This is a genomic window from Allobosea sp. NPDC055353 (genome assembly GCF_053644975.1).
Genome location: NZ_JBSHMC010000004.1, coordinates 325820 through 339424 on the forward strand (window position 1 = coordinate 325820; position 13605 = coordinate 339424).

The following is a 13605-nucleotide window of genomic DNA, read 5'->3' on the forward strand; positions in this document are numbered from 1 at the left end:
GCCTTCCCAGGGCACGCCCGAACCACAAGACAACGAGGGAACGGGAATGATCCGCTTTTCGGCCTCTGCGCTGGCGCTCGCGCTCCTCTGTGGCGCAGCCCAGGCACAGACCATCAATGTCGCGCTCAATGCCGACATCCGCTCGACCAATCCGGGGGTCAACCGCGACGACAACACCGACGCCGTGGTGCTGCATATGGTCGAGGGCCTCGTCGGCTATCGCGAGAACGGCGCCGTTGCTCCCCTCCTCGCCGAAAAGATCGACGTCTCGCAGGACGGGCTGACCTACACCTTCCATCTCCGCAAGGGCGTGAAGTTCCATAACGGCGCCGAGATGAGCTCGGCCGACGTACTGTGGAGCTGGAACCGCTACATGGACGCGAAGACCGACTGGCGCTGCAAGCCGGAATTCGACGGCCGCATCGGCCTCAAGGTCACGGAAGCGACGGCGCCCGACGCCGCGACCTTCGTGATGAAGCTGGAGAAGCCGAGCGCGCTCTTCCTCGACACCATGGCCCGTACCGACTGCGCCATGGTCGCGATCCTGCACAAGGACTCGCTCAAGCCCGATGGCAGCTGGGACAAGCCGATCGGCACCGGACCGTTCCAGCTCGCGGACTGGCGTCGCGGCGAATTCGTCCTGCTCAAGCGCTTCGACGCCTATGCCTCGCCTGCCGGAGAGAAGCGCGACGGCTATGTCGGCTCAAAACGCCCGCTCGCGGCCGAGGTCAAGTTCCTCGCCATAGCCGACGGCGCGACCGTCAAGGCCGGGTTGATGTCGGGCGCGCTCGACGTCGCCGACGTGCCGGACGAGGACGTGCCGGAGATGAAGAAGAGCGGCCTGCAGGTGCTGACGGCACCGAGCGCCACCAAGCACGGCATCCTGCTCCAGAGCCGCGACCCGCTGCTCAGCGACGTCCGCATGCGCCAGGCCATCGTCGCGGCGTTCGATCAGGACGAGATCGTCGGCGCCGTCTCAAACGGGCTCGGCAAGGTCAACAACTCGGCGGTCTATGTCACCTCGCCCTATTACGACGAGGTCCAGAAGAAGCGCTACACGCACGATCCCGCGCGCGTGAAGAAGCTATTGGCAGAGGCCGGCTACAAGGGCGAGACGATCAAGCTGATCGCCAACAAGCGCTCGACCGTGCCGAGCTATCCGATCGCGATCATGGCGCAGGCGATGCTGCAGGCCGCCGGAATCAAGGCCGATATCGAGATCCTGGAATGGGCGACGCAGCTCGACCGCTTCTCGAAGGGCAACTACCAGATGATGTCCTTCAGCTATTCGGCTCGCATCGACCCGGCCCAGAGCTACAATCAGTTCTCCGGCCCGAAGGACAAATTGCCCTCCAAGGTCTGGGACAATCGCGAGGCCGATGCCCTGATCGAGAAGGCGACGCTGGTTAGCGACGAGGCCGAGCGAAAGAAGGTCTTCGACCAGCTCCACGTGATGATGCTGGCCGATGCGCCGCTGATCTTCCTCTACAATCAGGTCGACACGGCCGTCGTTTCGAAGCGCCTGCAGGGCTTTGCGCCCTGGGTCGCCTCGAAGCCGCGCCTCTGGGAGGTCTCCGTCACCAAGTGACGGCCGCCGCTCAGCCCGGCTCGATCGGGGCCGGGCCGACGGGCGCGCCCTTGACGATATGGGTCGCGATCAGGGCCGCCAGCCGCCTAGCGTCGCGCGCCTTCAGGGCCGCCATCATCTCGTAATGCTCGCGGTCGCTCTTCTGGAGCAATTCATGCGAGCTCCACACCGTGATCTGCGAACCGCGCCCGCGGTCGCGCAGGCCCCAGATCATCTCCTCCAGCACGGCATTGCCGCAGAAGGAGTACATGAATTGATGGAAGGCGCGGTTGATCTCGCTCTGCTCGGTCCGGCTGCCGGTCGTGACCGCAGCGGAGAACTGCGCCGCGAGCGCATCCAGCCGCGCGATCGCGGCATCGTCGATGCGCGCAATGACGCCGTCCGCCGTGGCCCGTTCCAGGATGATGCGCGTCGCAAGAATCTCCTCATAGGTCTTCAGGTCGACCTCGGCGACGCGATAGCCCCGGTTCGGGACATGCTCGATCGTCTTGCGCACGGCGAGTTCGTCGAGCGCGCTGCGCACGTCGAAGCGGGTCGCCTCGAAGCGCTCCTCGAGGTCGATCTGGCGCAGCCATTCGCCCGGCCGGAACGCGCGCAGACGGATCGCCTGCGCGATCTCGTTGGCGAGCATGGCGCGCCGCGTGCTGGTGTTCTTGCGTTTCCGCTCGGTCATGACGGGCTCTCTAGCAGGATTCGCGCAGCACGGAAGAAGTTGGTTGCGAAGCCAACCATATCATGCAACATAATTGGCGCCAATAATTTCGCCAGAGGAGAAACGCCGTGAACGCCGTGGCAGAACAGACCGCCAAGCCCGATGCCGAGGCGGCCGCCCGCGCCAAGGCGCTCTACGAATACGGCCCGACCTCGATCTATTCGTCGAAGCACGATGCGCGCTTCCCCTACTGCCTCTATGTCCCGCCGAGCCTGGGCGAGGGTAGCGAGAAGCCGGAGCTGATCGTGGCGATGCACGGCACCGGCCGCGGCTTCACCGGTTATCGCGACGCCTTCTCGGCCTTCGCCCGCTGGAACAACTGCATCATCCTGGCGCCGCTCTTCCCGATCGGCGTGATGGGCGACGGCTATCGCGACGGCTTCAAGTACATGCGCGAGGGCAATCTCCGTTACGACCACGTCCTGCTCGCCATCGTCGAGGAGGTCTCCGAGCGTTATGGCATCGCCTTCGATCGCTTCGGCCTGTTTGGCTATTCCGGCGGCGGCCATTTCGCCCACCGCTTCCTGATGCTGCAGCCCAACAAGCTCTGGGGCGTCTCGATCGGCGCGCCGGGCTCGGTCACCCTGCTCGATCCCAGCCGCGACTGGTGGGTCGGCACCCGCAACTTCGCCGAGCTCTTCGGCCAGGATCTCGACGTCCCCGCGATGAAGCAGGTCGCGGTGCAGATGGTCGTCGGCGCCGCCGATCTCGAAACCTGGGAGATCACCCACAGGCCGGGCGGCCGCAACTGGATGCCGGATGCCAACCATGCCGGCACCAACCGGCCGGAGCGGCTGGCGAGCCTGCGCGACAACTTCGCCGAGAACGGCATCAAGGCACGCTTCGATCTCGTGCCGAACACGCCGCATGACGGCGTCAAGGTCGTGCCGGTCGTCGAGGATTTCTTCGCCGGCGAGCTTCGCCGCATCCGCACCGCCCGCAAGGCCGGCTGAGCGGCCATAAGAACTACAGGGGAAACACCATGAAGCGCTTCCTTGTCTCCGCCGCCGCGCTGGCCCTCTCGGCCGGAGCCCTGCAGGCCCAGACGCTGACGGCCGTGCTCAACGCCGATATCCGCTCGACCAATCCGGGCGTGAACCGCGACGGCAATACCGATTCCGTCGTGCTTCACATGGTGGAGGGCCTCGTCGGCTATGCCGAGGACGGCTCGGTCGGCCCGTTGCTCGCTGAGAAAGTCGAGATTTCGCCGGATGGAAAGACCTACACCTTCCGCCTGCGCAAGGGCGTGAAGTTCCATAACGGCGCCACCATGACCTCGGCCGACGTGCTGTGGAGCTGGAACCGCTACATGGATCCGAAGACCGACTGGCGCTGCATCTCCGATTTCGACGGGCGCAACGGCCTCAAGGTCGAGAAGATCTCGGCTCCGGATGCCGACACCGTCGTGATGGAGATCAACGCGCCGAACGGGCTCTTCCTCGACACGCTCGCCCGCGCCGATTGCGGCGGCACGGCCGTGATCCACAAGGATTCGGTCAAGGCCGATGGCAGCTGGGACAAGCCGATCGGCACCGGCCCGTTCATGCTCGGCGAATGGAAGCGCGCCCAGTCGATTCAGCTCCTCGCCTTCGACCAGTATGTCTCGCCGAAGGGCGACAAGCGCGACGGCTATATCGGCTCGAAGCGCCCGCTGGTGAAGGAAGCCCGCATCATGGTCATCCCCGATGCCGCGACGGTGAAGGCTGGCCTGCTCGCCGGCTCGCTCGACATGGCCCTGATGCCGGAATCGGACGTGCCCGACCTCAAGAACGCCCCGAATGTCGCGCTCGCCATCGCGCCGAACCCGGTCCGGCACGGGCTGATCATCCAGACGCGTGACCCGGTGATGAAGAACCAGGCTCTGCGCCAGGCGATCGCCGCCGCGATCGATTTCCCCGAGCTCGTCGCCAATGTCTCGAACGGTCTCGGCAAGCCCAACAACTCGCCGGTCTACACGACCTCGAAATACTATGGCGATGTCGAGAAGCAGGGTTTCAAATACGATCCCGCCGCCGCCAAGGCGCTGCTGCAGAAGGCCGGCTACAAGGGCGAGAAGATTACGATCCTCGCCAACAAGCGCTCCAGCGTGCCGAGCTTCAACACCGCCGTCATCGCCCAGGCAATGATGCAGGCGGTCGGCATCAATGCCGAGATCGAAGTGCTGGAATGGGCGACGCAGCTCGATCGCTACAACAAGGGCAACTACCAGATGCAGTCCTTCTCCTATTCGAGCCGCTTCGACCCCGCGCTCGGATTCGAGCAGATCGCCGGCCCGAAGGACAAGCAGCCGCGTAAGATCTGGGAGGAGCCGGAGGCGCTCGCCCTGATCCAGAAGTCGATGGTGGTGACCGATACCACTGAGCGCCAGAAGATCTTCGACGACCTGCACAAGCGCTTCATCAACGAGGTCCCGACCATCTTCACCCATAACGACCTCGACATCATCGCCCATTCCAAGAAGGTGAGCGGCGTGACGCCCTGGGCGTCCCAGTTGCGCCTCTGGGAAGTCAGCGTTTCGAAGTGAGGCGACTGCCGGCTCCGCCATCCGGAGGGGCCGGCCTTGAGCATTTTCGAGCGAAGCGAGCCCCGGTTCGCATAGAAGAAGATGCGGGAATGCTCTGAGGCTTGGGAGGGCCTTTGATGTTTCGATTTGCTTTGACGCGGATAGGGATGGCGCTGCCGACGCTGCTGATTGTCGCGGTGTCGGTGTTCGTGCTGATCCGCCTGATCCCGGGCGATCCGGCCCAGCTGATGCTGGGCGATCTGGCGACGCCGGCGAGCCTGGCCGATCTCAGGGCCCGGCTCGGGCTCGACCAGTCTCTGCCGGTGCAGTTCGGCATCTGGATCGGCAATGTCCTGACCGGCGATTTCGGCCAATCGATCTCGTCGCAGCAGGCGGTGCTGCCGCTGATCCTGCAGCGCTTCTGGGTCTCCGCCCAGATCGTGCTCGTCGCCGTGCTGCTGGCGAGCTGCGTCGCGGTGCCGGCCGGCGTCATCGCCGCCTGGAAGCAGGATTCGGCTCTCGATCTCGGTTTGGTCGCGACCGCGACGCTGCTGCTCTCGATCCCGACCTTCTGGCTCGGCCTGCTCCTGCTGCTGTTCTTCGGGCTCAAGCTCGAATGGCTGCCGGTGGTCGGCTATGTCTCGATCGCCGAGAACCCGTGGGCCGGCATCCTCTATCTGGTCATGCCGATCATGACGCTGTTCCTGCACGAGATCGGCGTGATCCTGCGCATGGCGCGGGCCTCGACGCTGGAAGTGCTCCGGCTCGACTACATCACCCATGCCCGCGCCAAGGGCCTCTCGGAGCGCGCCGTGCTCTGGCGCCACGCCTTCAAGAACGCCTTCGGCCCGACCTGGACCCTGATCGGCCTCGTGCTCGGCAATCTCCTCGGCGGCATCGCGGTGGTCGAGACGGTCTTCACCATCCCCGGCCTCGGGCGCCTGCTGGTCGATGCGATCTTCGCCCGCGACTATCCGGTGATCCAGGGCTGCATGCTCTTCGTCGCCTTCACCTACGTGCTGGTGAACCTCGTCATCGACCTCTGCTACCCGGTCTTCGATCCAAGGGTGACGGCGCAATGAGCACCGACAGCGCAACGACGGGTAGCGGCACCCTAAAGAAGCCCCGCCGCATGAAGCTCCCCGCTCCCAATGCGATCGTCGGCGGCACGCTGATCGGCATCCTGCTCGTGAGCGCCTGCATCGGCGCGCTCTGGACGCCCTATGATCCGCTCAAGCTCTCCTTCCGCGAGAAGCTCGCCGCGCCCTCCGCGCTGCACTGGCTCGGTACCGACGAGTTCGGCCGCGACGTGCTCTCGCGCCTGATGGCGGGGGCCGCGACCTCGGTCTGGATCTCGATCCTGACGGTCACCCTCGCCGTCGTCTTCGGCACGCTGATCGGCCTGTTCTCCGGCTATATGCGCGGCTGGACCGACCGCATCATCATGGCCTTCAACGACGCCCTGCTCGCCTTCCCCGGCATATTGCTGGCGCTCGGCCTGCTCGCGGTGGTCGGCGCCAACAAATACGGCATCATCGTCGCGCTCGGCATTGCCTATACACCCTCGGTCGCCCGCGTCGTGCGCGGCACCGTGCTCTCGCTGCGCGAGCGCGAGTTCATCGCCGCCTCGCGCGTGATGGGCAACTCGGAAGGCTTCACCATGGCCCGCCACATCCTGCCGAATTGCATCGCGCCGCTCACCGTGCTGGCGACCTCGATGTTCGGCTATGTGCTGCTGGCCGAGAGCGCGCTCTCCTTCCTGGGCCTCGGCGTGCCGCCGCCGGCCCCGACCTGGGGCAACATGCTCGCCGGTTCCAGGCCCTATATCGGCCAGGCCGTCTGGCTCGGCATCTTCCCGGGCCTCGCGATCTCGCTGACCCTGCTCGGCATCAACCTGCTCGGCGACGCCGTGCGTGACCGGCTCGACCCGCGGATGAGGGGCTCGCGATGAACACCACCGCTCCTCTCCTCGACGTCGCCAATCTCACGCTCCGGATCGGCGCCTCCGGCCGCACCGTCGTCAACGACGTCTCCTTCCAGGTCTTCCCGGGCGAGATCGTCGGCATCGTCGGCGAATCCGGTTCGGGCAAGACGCTCGCCGCGCGGGCCGTGATGGGCTTCATCCCGCCGGCGGTCCGGCTCGAGGGCGGCACGATCCGCTTCGACGGCCAGGACGTCATGGCGATGAGCCCGAAGGACCTGCGCACCATGCGCGGCGCCAAGGTCGGCATGGTCTTCCAGGAGCCGATGACCTCGCTCAACCCCTCGATGCTGATCGGGCGCCAGCTCGACGAGGGGCTGGCCCTGCACCGCAAGCTCGACGCCCCCGCCCGCCGGGCACTGATCCTCGACATGCTTCGCAGCGTCGGCCTGCGCGATCCCGAAGGCGCGCTCACCGCCTATCCGCACCAGTTCTCCGGCGGCATGCGCCAGCGCATCATGCTGGCCTCGGTGATGCTGCTGAAGCCGGCCTTGCTGCTCGCCGACGAGCCGACCACCGCGCTCGACGCCGTCGTCCAGCGCGACGTCATGGAGCTGATGGTCGAGCTGACCAAGGCCAACCACACCGCCGTGCTGCTGATCTCGCATGACCTCGGCATGGTCGCCCGCTATTGCAGCCGCATCGTCGTGATGTCCCAGGGCGACGTGGTCGAGCAGGGCAAGGCCGAGGACATCCTGGCCCGGCCGCAGCACCCCTATACCCGCAAGCTGCTCTCGGCGATGCCGCATCGCTCGCCGGCGCGTCCGCTGCCGGAGGCGAAGACGCCGATCGTCGCGGTCAGCGACCTCGTCGTCGACTATCCCGGCCGGCAGGGCTTCTTCCGCAAGGGCGAAGCCAAGCGCGCGCTGCACGGCATCAGCATCGATGTGCAGCCCGGCGAGGTCGTCGCGGTGGTCGGCGGCTCGGGCTCGGGCAAGACCACGCTCGGCCAGTCGATCGCCGGCCTGGTCAAGCCGGCTGGCGGCGAGATCCGCTTCAACGGCAAGCCCATCGAGAAGAGCGACGCCGCCTACTGGGACTACCGGCTGAACTGCCAGATGGTCTTCCAGGACCCCTACTCCTCGCTCGATCCGCGCATGACGATCCGGCAGCTCGTCGCCGAGCCGCTCAGGCTCGTCCCCGACATGAGTCCGGCCGACCGCAAGGCACGCGTCGCCGAGGTCCTGACCGAGGTCGGCCTGGGCAACGGCTTCGCCGAGCGCTATCCGCACGAGCTCTCCGGCGGCCAGCGCCAGCGCATCGCGATCGCCCGCGCGATCGTGCGCCGGCCGAGCTTCGTCATCGCCGACGAGCCGGTCTCGGCGCTCGACGTCACCGTCCGCGCGCAGGTGCTCGAGCTCTTCGACGAACTCCAGAAGAAGCACGGCTTCTCCTGCCTGTTCATCAGCCACGATCTCGGCGTGGTCGAGCAGGTCGCCGACCGCGTCATCGTCATGCAGGACGGCCGCATCGTCGAGGAAGGGCCCCGCGACGACATCTTCGACAACCCCAGGCACCCCTACACCCAGAAGCTCCTCGCAGCCGTCCCGGGCCTCGAAGCCACATCGGAAGGCGGCGTCAGATTGTTCTGGAGGCGGGCAGAGAACGACAGGGAAATCGTCGGGTGAGCCCGCCTCGCCTGAAAGAAACGCGCCGTCATTCCGGGTCAAGCCCGGAATGACGGCGTAAAATCGGGGCGATCCGAACCCGAAACAAAAGCGCCCCGGAGCGGCTGCCTTCACGACTACGCGCCGCGCTTGTCCAGAGGTACGATGAAGAAGCAGATCACGCCCGACAGCGCACAGGCGAACAAGCCGAGGTCGAAGCGGCCGGTCAGGCTCAGCACCATCGCAAAGGCCGATGGGGCCACGACGTAACCGAGGAAGATGACGAGCGTCGCGGCGGCAGACGCCTCCCGAACCAGGCTTGGCGGGCAAGCACGCGCGATTTCGGACAATTGGACGCCGTTCCAGCTCGATACGGTAACGCCGGCGATCGCTGCGATGATGCAGTATATGGGGAAGGACCACTCCGGCGTCGCCAGGGCCAAAGTCAGTGACGTCGCGCCCGACGCCAATCCGATCATGCGCAACAGGAGCCGCGGAGCTCCCAGGTGATCGGACAGCCAACCGAGAAAGACACGGCCGGCGACGCTCGTAGCCTGCATCAACGCGTAGAGCGCGCCGGCGGTCTCAAGGCTGTAGCCGAGCTTCGAGACCGCATAGGTCATGAGATAGGCGAACCAGATCCCCTGCCCCAAGGCCAGACAGGTGCCTGCTGCCGCCAGACGAAACAACGTCGAGGACGCTGTCAGCGTCCTGATCGGCGTCACCAGATTGGAGACGGAGAGGATGGCTCCGAGCCCGAATTTCAGACCCCTCTCCCGATCACGATCGAGCGCCTCTCGCATCGGCTGGACACTGGCGATGATGGCAAGCACGAAGACTGCCGATGCCAGGAGGGCGACGCGCCAGCCATAGGCCGCTGCGAGAGGTGGCAAGGCGAGCCCCGCGATGACCCCTCCGAGGGGCACGCCAGCCTGCTTGATCGAGAAGATCATGCTGCGACGGCCATGAGGTGCCGTTCGATGAAGGACATCGTTACCCGCCGGCGAAGACGGCCCGTAGCCAACTCCGATCAGGAGCGAGGCCAGACATGCCGCGATCGTCCAGCTCGGAAGAAAAAGCGCCAGCCCCAGGATGCCGATCATCAGCCCGGCCTGGAGCGCCCGCACGGAGCCGAGAGCTCTCAGATAGGGCGCGCCCAGGGCGAGGAAGAGAATCGACCCCAGCGTGTTCAGGCTGGCGAGATAACCCACCACGGAATCCGACCAGCCGCGCTCGGCGGCAAGGATCGGCGCGATCGTGGGAGGGATGCGGCTGAGGAAGGCCGTAGCCATCTGCACCGCAACCATGGTGGCGAGAGCGAGCCGCCATGATGGAGCGGACCCGGTCTCCAGGGGCCCAGGTTTCACACGCTCAACTCGCGCCAGCGCAAGCACGCGGTACCGTGACCGTCTTCATCATCCAGCTCCGGATCGATCTCGGCACATGCCGATGTCGCGTATTGGCAGCGCGTCCGGAAGCGACACCCACTCGGCACATTGGACGGATCGGGCGGCTCGCCCTGCAGGGAGAAATTCTCAGTGACGCGGGGCCCGCCGATCACAGGGGCAGCCGACAGCAAGGCCTGCGTGTAGGGGTGGCGCGGCGCGGCAAAAACCTCGGCGGTCCGCCCGATCTCGACGATCCTGCCGAGATACATGACGATCACCCGGTCGCAGATCGACTGCACGACGGCGAGATCGTGGCTGATGAAGAGATAGGTCAGGTCGAATTCCGACTTGAGGTCGCGGAATAGTCTGAGCACGGTCGCCTGGACGGAAACGTCGAGCCCCGACGTGGGTTCGTCGAAAATGACCAGTTCCGGCCCGAGAACCAGGATCCGGGCCAGGCCGACCCGCCGCTGCTGGCCGCCGCTGATCTCGTGGGGGTAAAGATCGAGGTGCTCGACGGGCAATCCCACCGCCTTCACGATCTCCCTGACCTTTGCCTCCCGCTTCTCCTTCGGCCAGTCCGTGTGGATGATCAGCGGCTCGTGGAGAGAACGACGCAGCGTCCAGCGCGGGTCGAGGGACGCGCCGGGATCCTGGTAGACATATTGCAGCCGCGCCCGGATTCGCGCAGCGCGCTTCTGGCCCGGCGAGGCGATCCTCTCGCCGAGCATCCGGACTTCGCCCTCGCTGGGTTCGTGGATACCCATGAGCGTTTTGCCGAGCGTGGACTTGCCACAGCCGGATTCACCGACGATTCCCAGGATCTCGCCCGGCTCGACCGCGAAGGAGACGTTGTCCAGCGCGCGCAGGCTGCCGACCTGCCGGTTGAGGAAACCCCGGACCGGAAAGTGCCGGGCCAGGTTGTCGACTTCCAGGATCGCGGGATTATCGCGCTCAGACATGCGCACCCTCCGCCTTGGCCGACCAGGGATGATGACACGCAACCGCGTGGCCATCGGAACCCGTCGTCAGCGCCGGCCTGGTCTCGTGACAGATGTCCGTTGCGCGGGGGCATCGGGGATTGAAGCGGCAACCGCCGGGAGCCTTGAGGGGGCTGGGGACACCGCCGGGAATGCCGACGGGATCGCGCCCCGGGGACGGCAGGCTGTCGAGCAGCATGCGGGTATACGGGTGGCGGGGATCGCCGAAGAACTGCTCGCGCGGAGCGATCTCCGCCGTCTGCCCGGCATACATCACCACGATGCGGTCGCAGATTTCCCAGGCGGCACCGAGATCATGGGTCGTGAACAGGACGGATACGCCGCGTTCGACCGCCAGCCGGCGCAACAGCCCGAGGATCTGCGCCTGAACCGTCACATCCAAGGCCGTCGTCGGCTCGTCGGCGATGATCATCCGGGGCTGGGGGAGCAGCGCCATGGCGATCATCACGCGCTGACGCTGGCCGCCCGAGAGCTGATGGGGGTATTTCGCCAGGATCGCTTTCGGCTGCGGCAGCTGAACCGCATCGAGCATGGCGATCGCGCTGGCCTCGTCGGCCTTCCGCGAGCGGCCGAAACCTCCCCCGCCGTCGCGCGGGGCCTTGAAGCGCATCAGGTCCTGGATCTGGGTACCGATCCGGAACAGCGGATTGAAGCTCGCAAAGGGGTCCTGCGGGACGAAGGTCACGACCCGGCCGCGCAGATGTTCGGCCGCCTTGCCGCCCGAGAGCATATCGACACCATCGAGCCGGATATGTCCGCTGTTGATCTCCGTCTGGCCTTCGGGAAGCGTCCCGAGAATGGCTCGGGCAAGCGTTGACTTGCCGCAGCCGGACTCTCCGACCAGGCCGACAATCTCTCCCGGCTTCACGCTGATATCGATCCGGTCGAGCACCTTGGCGATGCCCTTTTCGGTTCGGAAGCCCAGGGACAGAGCCTGGATATCGAGAAGATTGCTCATGATCAGACGCTGCGCCGCGTGCGCGGGTCGAGGATGTCGCGCAGGCCGTCGCCAAAGAGATTGAAGCCCAGCACCGTCAGGAAGATCGCGATGCCCGGAGCGAGCGCGTACCACCAGGCTTCGGGAAGGAACTCGCGGCTCTCGGCGATCATCCGGCCCCATTCGGGCGTGGGCGGCGGCGCTCCAAGCCCGAGAAAGCCCAGCGTCGCCGCGGTGAGAATCGTCGCACCCATGCCGATCGACGTCCGGACGATGATCGGCGAGGCGATGTTCGGCAGGATGTGCAGGACGATGACCCGCCAGGGCGATGCTCCGAGCGCAACGGCGGACTCCACGAAGACCTCGTTCCGCATCGAACGCGTCTCGGCATAGACCAGCCGCGCCCAGAACGGCCAGTAGGTCAGCGAGAGCGCCAGGATGACGTTCTCGATCGATGGCCCGAGCGTCTGCGCGATGGCGATGGCCAGGACGATCTGGGGCACGGCCAGGAAGATCTCGGCAATCCGCATCAGCGCGTCGCTGACCCAGTTCTGGTAGTAGCCGGCGATGAGCCCGATCGGCACGCCGATGACCAGTGCCGAGCCGATGGCGATGCCCGCCAGCATCAGCGTGATCCTGGCGCCGAACAGCATGCGGCTGAAGATGTCGCTGCCCATGCGGTCGGTGCCGAAAAGAGCGGTGGCCGAGGGCGGTTGAAGCCGGTTCCCGATGTGGAAATCGAAGACATCGTTGGGAAAGGGAGCCAGCAGCGGCGCAAACAGCGCAGCCAGCACGAGAAGGCTCAACAGGCTCAACCCGATGAAAGCGGCCTTGTCCCTGGTGAGGCGCTTGAGGAGATCCATCACGCAGCCCCCCGCGGATCGATCGCGGCCTGCAGCATATCCACCAGCAGGTTGATGAGGACGAACAATGCCCCGGTGCAGAGGGTAAAGCCCATCACGGCGTTGTAGTCGGACTGCAGGATCGAGCGCACGGCATAGGCGCCGAGACCCGGCCAGTCGAAGACGGTCTCGACCACGACCGCGCCTGCCAGGAGGATGCCGAAGATGAGGCCGAGCTGCGTGACGGTGGCGGTCAATGCCATGCGCAGCACGTATTTCCAGACGATCAGGCGGCGCGGCAGCCCCATCGCCGTCTGGTAGGCTACGGACGGCGAGCCGATCACGCCGATGACGCCGTTTCGGGTAAAGCGAACGACCGTGGCCGCCGCAGGCAGGGCCAGGGTCAGCGTCGGCAGGATGATGTGCCGGAAGGCGGAGCCGATCATCTCGCGATCGCCCTCGATCATCGCGTCGACCAGCATGAGGCCTGTCACCGTCTCCGGCGGAAATCCCTCGATGCGACCGGACAGCGGCAGCCACCCAAGCTTCATCGAGAACAGGAACTGGAACTGCATCGCCAGCCAGAAGGAGGCCACGGCCAGGCCCGAAACCGTCACGATCCGAAGCACGTGATCGATCCACGAGTTGCGGTGCAGGCCGCAAAGGACCCCAAGGGGAATGCCGATGAAACCCGCTATCAGGACCGCGAAGATGGTCAGCTCCAGCGTGGCGGGCAGACGCGATTTCAGGTCGTCGACGATGGGCTGCTGGGTGAAGAGGCTGACCCCGAGATTGCCCTGCGCGATGTCGCGCAGGTAATTCACGAACTGCACCGGCAATGGCTTGTCGAACCCGAACCGCTCGCGCACCTGCTGCACCTGCTCGGGCGAGGAATTCTCCCCCGCGGCCAGAACCGCGGGGTCGACGGGGATCACGCGCGACAGCACGAACACGATCGCGAGCAGCCCCACGAGCGTCGGCACGAACCAAAGCAATCGGTTCGCCACCATTGACAGCCAGTTCATGGCGGTGCCTCCGGTTGGAGC

12 protein-coding genes are annotated in these 13605 nt (G+C 65.9%); 6 read left to right on the forward strand and 6 right to left on the reverse strand.

What is annotated here, in order from left to right:
* Positions 1-46 precede the first annotated feature (46 nt).
* On the forward strand, positions 47-1588 hold the full coding sequence (locus ACWIEX_RS24635; RefSeq protein ID WP_454035541.1) for an ABC transporter substrate-binding protein: 1542 nt from the start codon (positions 47-49) through the stop codon (positions 1586-1588).
* A 10-nt stretch (positions 1589-1598) separates the two neighbouring features.
* Here the strand turns inward: ACWIEX_RS24635 and ACWIEX_RS24640 are convergent, their stop codons facing one another.
* A complete protein-coding gene (locus ACWIEX_RS24640) occupies positions 1599-2261 on the reverse strand; it encodes a GntR family transcriptional regulator (protein ID WP_454035542.1) in 663 nt (220 codons plus the stop codon).
* Between the two features lie 107 nt (positions 2262-2368).
* Between ACWIEX_RS24640 and ACWIEX_RS24645 the strand changes: the two genes are divergently transcribed.
* The 5 genes from ACWIEX_RS24645 (at position 2369) to ACWIEX_RS24665 (ending at position 8412) form a co-directional block, all read left to right on the forward strand.
* Positions 2369-3253, forward strand: coding sequence for an alpha/beta hydrolase family protein (locus ACWIEX_RS24645; RefSeq protein ID WP_454035543.1), 885 nt, complete (start codon positions 2369-2371; stop codon positions 3251-3253).
* 29 nt (positions 3254-3282) lie between these two features.
* Positions 3283-4824 carry an ABC transporter substrate-binding protein gene (locus tag ACWIEX_RS24650; protein WP_454035544.1) on the forward strand — a complete coding sequence of 514 codons (1542 nt, stop codon included), beginning with the start codon at positions 3283-3285 and terminating at the stop codon, positions 4822-4824.
* A 116-nt stretch (positions 4825-4940) separates the two neighbouring features.
* Positions 4941-5885, forward strand: coding sequence for an ABC transporter permease (locus ACWIEX_RS24655; protein WP_454035545.1), 945 nt, complete (start codon positions 4941-4943; stop codon positions 5883-5885).
* 50 nt (positions 5886-5935) lie between these two features.
* On the forward strand, positions 5936-6754 hold the full coding sequence (locus tag ACWIEX_RS24660; RefSeq protein WP_454035546.1) for an ABC transporter permease: 819 nt from the start codon (positions 5936-5938) through the stop codon (positions 6752-6754).
* Complete coding sequence (locus ACWIEX_RS24665; protein ID WP_454035547.1) at positions 6751-8412, forward strand: ABC transporter ATP-binding protein; 1662 nt, start codon at positions 6751-6753, stop codon at positions 8410-8412. The genes ACWIEX_RS24660 and ACWIEX_RS24665 overlap by 4 nt, the downstream gene beginning before the upstream one ends.
* Positions 8413-8528: 116 nt before the next feature.
* On the opposite strand, the gene ACWIEX_RS24670 is transcribed toward ACWIEX_RS24665, so the two are convergent.
* From ACWIEX_RS24670 to ACWIEX_RS24690, 5 genes are all read right to left on the reverse strand, one after another.
* Positions 8529-9683, reverse strand: a complete 1155-nt coding sequence (locus ACWIEX_RS24670; protein ID WP_454035548.1) for an MFS transporter — start codon at positions 9681-9683, stop codon at positions 8529-8531.
* Between the two features lie 71 nt (positions 9684-9754).
* On the reverse strand, positions 9755-10741 hold the full coding sequence (locus ACWIEX_RS24675; protein WP_454035549.1) for an ABC transporter ATP-binding protein: 987 nt from the start codon (positions 10739-10741) through the stop codon (positions 9755-9757).
* Positions 10734-11738: an ABC transporter ATP-binding protein gene (locus ACWIEX_RS24680; protein ID WP_454035550.1), complete on the reverse strand. Its 1005-nt coding sequence runs from the start codon at positions 11736-11738 to the stop codon at positions 10734-10736. Before ACWIEX_RS24680 ends, ACWIEX_RS24675 begins: the two co-directional genes overlap by 8 nt.
* Positions 11739-11740: 2 nt before the next feature.
* Positions 11741-12580: an ABC transporter permease gene (locus ACWIEX_RS24685; protein ID WP_454035551.1), complete on the reverse strand. Its 840-nt coding sequence runs from the start codon at positions 12578-12580 to the stop codon at positions 11741-11743.
* Positions 12580-13569 (reverse strand): ABC transporter permease, encoded by a 990-nt coding sequence (locus tag ACWIEX_RS24690; RefSeq protein ID WP_454035552.1) that lies wholly within the window; start codon positions 13567-13569, stop codon positions 12580-12582. The genes ACWIEX_RS24685 and ACWIEX_RS24690 overlap by 1 nt, the downstream gene beginning before the upstream one ends.
* Positions 13570-13605: the final 36 nt, after the last annotated feature.